The sequence below is a fragment of the Kitasatospora sp. NPDC058965 genome (assembly GCF_042741245.1).
Taxonomy (GTDB): domain Bacteria; phylum Actinomycetota; class Actinomycetes; order Streptomycetales; family Streptomycetaceae; genus Kitasatospora.
On sequence record NZ_JBHYKG010000524.1, the window covers coordinates 1 to 3114 of the forward strand.

Below are 3114 nucleotides of genomic sequence, written 5' to 3' on the forward strand. Positions count from 1 at the left end.
CCGCACCCCTGCGCAGGAGCACACCCTGATGAGCGATCAGCCACCCGCGCCGGACCGGCGGACGCCCGCCCCCGGCGGACACCTGTTCCGGTGGGCGATGGGAGCGGTGGTCCTGGGACTGCTGGTGATCCACCAGTCCGTCGACACCTCGCCCGCTCCCCTGCCCGGCCCGCCACCGGCGGCAGCGGCCACACCGGCCGGCGCCCAGTCCCCGGCGCCGCGGGCGGGGGCACCGGCCGGGAACCCCGGCCTGGTGCTGCCGCACTCGCGCCCGGTGCGGATCCGCATCCCCCAGCTGTTCGTCGAGGCGCCGTTCACCACCCTGGACCTGGACGCCTCCGGCACGCTGCAGGCGCCGCCGCCGGACGACCGCAACCTCGTCGGCTGGTACGAGCACGGCCCCTCGCCCGGTGAGCGCGGGGCCGCCGTCGTCGCCGGGCACGTCGACACCCGCACGGGGCCCGCCGTCTTCCTCATGCTGCACCTGCTCACCCCGGGCAGCACCGTCGACATCACCCGCGAGGACAGGACCACCGCGACCTTCACGGTCGACTCCGTGCAGAACTACTCCAAGAGCACCTTCCCCGACCAGCAGGTCTACGCCGCCACCCCCGACGCCGAACTGCGGCTCATCACCTGCGCGGGCACGTACAACCAGAAGACGCACGACTACACCGACAACCTCGTCGTCTTCGCCCACCTGACCTCCCAGCACCCGGCCTGATAGGCCGGGCCGCCCCCACGGCGAACGCGGCGGACGCGGTGGTCAGCTCTCCGGGAAGGGGAAGTGCGGGACGGGGGCGATCAGGCGGTTGCCCGCGTCGACCACCGACTTCGGGACCTTCGGCTGCCACCGCGGGTCCTCGGCGATGGCCTGCCAGCGGTCCAGTGCGACGGGCGGCGCCGGCCGCGTGACGGCCTTCTTGCCGCCGTAGGCGTTGATGGTCCCGCTGTACTCGGTGAGGATCAGCAGGTACCCGGTGGGCCGCCAGAGCGTGACCTGGTAGCCGTAGAGACCCGTCACGAGCGCGTCGGTCGCCCGGACCATCTCCCAACTGCCGTCCGCCAGGTACCCGTCGTGGCAGCTGAGGGGGCCGGGCGGGGGCCCGCTCGGACGGAGGGGGCCGAGCGCGCAGCCGCCGCCGGAAGCGGAGGACAGGTCGGCGGCCCGACGGAACATGAGCTGGATGTGCGACGTGCCGTGTCCGTCGTCGTACGACAGGAAGGCGCCCACCTCCGGGAAGGGTCCGGTGGTCGAGGACGCGTCCTGGTACTTGACGAACCGTCCGCCCGCCGGCAGCTGCTCCGCCAGCAGCTCGGCCATCGCCTCCGCGGTCAGCGGCGTGTCGGCCGGCTCGGTGAACGCCGGCGCGGGCGGGGCGGCAGGGCTGGTGGAGGCCGTGGAACCGGTGGAGCCGGTGGGGCCGGTCGTCGCGCCGGTGGGTGACGTGGCCTGCTGCTGCGCGGCGGGCGCGGGTGAACCGTGCCCGTCGACGGCGACCGCCCCCGCGCACCCCACCGCGACGACGGCGAGCGCGGTACCGGCGATCCGCAGTCGGCGCAGGCGCTGGCGACGCCGTCCGAGCCGGCCGCTGGTGGCGGTGATCTCGGCCACCGGTGCCGCGAGGTCCGCGACGCTGGCGCGGAAGGCGTGCGCGAACTCCCGGTCGATGCGCCGGTCCATGTGCGCCTCCGTGCCGTGGTCCCTGTCCTGGTCCATCGAGGAATGCCTTTCGTAACGGGCGGCCCGGTCAGTCCTGCAGCAGCAGGGACAGCTCGGACCCCAGGATCTGGCGCAGTGTGGCCAGCGAACGGAAGTTCAGGCTCTTCACCGCGCTCACCGTGGTGTCCATCGCGTCCGCCACCTCGTCGAGGCTGTAGTCCTCCAGGTAGCGCAGGACCACCGCGGCCCGGTTGCGGGGCGGCAGCCGGCTCAGCGCGTCCAGCAGGGTGAGGCGCAGTGCCGCGCTCCGGTCCTCGCCCGGTCCGGGCACCGCCCGCTCGGGCAGGTCGCCGACCGCCACCTCCGCCGAGCGGCGCAGCCGCCGTTGGGAGATGTAGCAGTTCAGCAGCACCTTGCGGGCGTACGCGTCCAGCCGGACCGTGTCGTCGTGCCTGGTCAGTCGCCCCCACACCGGGTACAGCCGGGACAGTGCGGTCTGCACCAGGTCCTGCGCCTGGTGGTAGTCCCCGCACATCAGGAAGGCGGTCTGGAACAGGCGCTGGGCACGGCTGGAGGCGAACTCGTCGAAGGCGAGCCCCTCGGGCATCACGGTTCTCCCGGAGGTCGGATGGTCGGACGCCGTGTTACACGCTTCGAGCCGCCTGAACGTTGCACACGAATTTCGCGGGCCGGCGCTCGCGGGGTCGCGGCGGGCCGGTGAGGAGGTGCGGCCCCCCGAGCCGAGAACGAGCGTCAAGATGGGATTGACGCTGACGGATCGTCAATCTACGCTTGACGGCATGACGCCACTCAACATCAGCCTCGCCGACCTGATCGCCCGTCTGGACGAGGAGCACCCCGACGCCGACGACCTGGCCCGGATCAGCCAGGCGCACCTGCGCGCGCAGACCCTGTCCGACCTCGGCGACCAGCTCATGGACCACTACGTCCTGAAGGCCAAGCGGGCCGGCGCCTCCTGGAGCGAGATCGGCAACGCCATCGGGGTCTCCAAGCAGGCCGCCCAGCAGCGCCACACGCCCGCCGCCTTCGAGCGGTACACCAACCTGAACCGGCACAGCATCGTGCTCGCCCAGGAGGCCGCCCGCACCCACAAGCACGACACCATCGGCACCGAGCACCTGCTGCTCGGCCTGCTCGGCGAGCCGCGCGGCCTGGCCCACCGGCTCCTGGTCGCGCAGGCGGGCTCGGAGCAGGCCGTCCGCGCCGCCGTCGAGGCGGCCATGCCGCCCGCCGGGCCGAAGGCGCTGCGCGGTCACATCCCGTTCCGGCCGGACGGCAAGGAGGCCATCGAGCAGGCGATCCGCGCCGCGGCCGACCTCGGCCACGACTGGGTCGGCACCGAGCACGCCCTGCTCGGCCTCGTCCGCACCCAGGACGGCACCGCGGCGCAGATCCTGCGCGCCCTCGGCTTCACCCCGGACGGACTGCAC

The 3114-nt window shown here is 73.3% G+C and carries 4 protein-coding genes; 2 read left to right on the top strand and 2 right to left on the bottom strand.

The window, feature by feature from the left end:
* Positions 1-28: 28 nt before the first annotated feature.
* A complete protein-coding gene (locus ACFW1A_RS39635) occupies positions 29-724 on the top strand; it encodes a class F sortase (RefSeq protein WP_380418429.1) in 696 nt (231 codons plus the stop codon).
* A 42-nt stretch (positions 725-766) separates the two neighbouring features.
* Here the strand turns inward: ACFW1A_RS39635 and ACFW1A_RS39640 are convergent, their stop codons facing one another.
* Both ACFW1A_RS39640 and ACFW1A_RS39645 read right to left on the bottom strand, forming a co-directional pair.
* Positions 767-1720, bottom strand: a complete 954-nt coding sequence (locus ACFW1A_RS39640; protein ID WP_380418422.1) for a hypothetical protein — start codon at positions 1718-1720, stop codon at positions 767-769.
* A gap of 31 nt (positions 1721-1751) precedes the next feature.
* Entirely contained in the window at positions 1752-2270 is a 519-nt protein-coding gene (locus ACFW1A_RS39645; RefSeq protein WP_380418425.1) for a SigE family RNA polymerase sigma factor, read from the bottom strand.
* Positions 2271-2463: 193 nt separating this feature from the next.
* Between ACFW1A_RS39645 and ACFW1A_RS39650 the strand changes: the two genes are divergently transcribed.
* Positions 2464-3114, top strand: a 651-nt coding sequence (locus ACFW1A_RS39650; RefSeq protein WP_380418427.1) for a Clp protease N-terminal domain-containing protein, incomplete at its 3' end; no start/stop codon positions are given.

Coding starts and splice junctions, on each gene's coding strand:
- ACFW1A_RS39645 (WP_380418425.1), bottom strand. CDS start 2,270: ATGCCCGAGGGGCTCGCCTTCGACGAGTTCGCCTCCAGCCGTGCCCAG.
- ACFW1A_RS39640 (WP_380418422.1), bottom strand. CDS start 1,720: ATGGACCAGGACAGGGACCACGGCACGGAGGCGCACATGGACCGGCGC.
- ACFW1A_RS39635 (WP_380418429.1), top strand. CDS start 29: ATGAGCGATCAGCCACCCGCGCCGGACCGGCGGACGCCCGCCCCCGGC.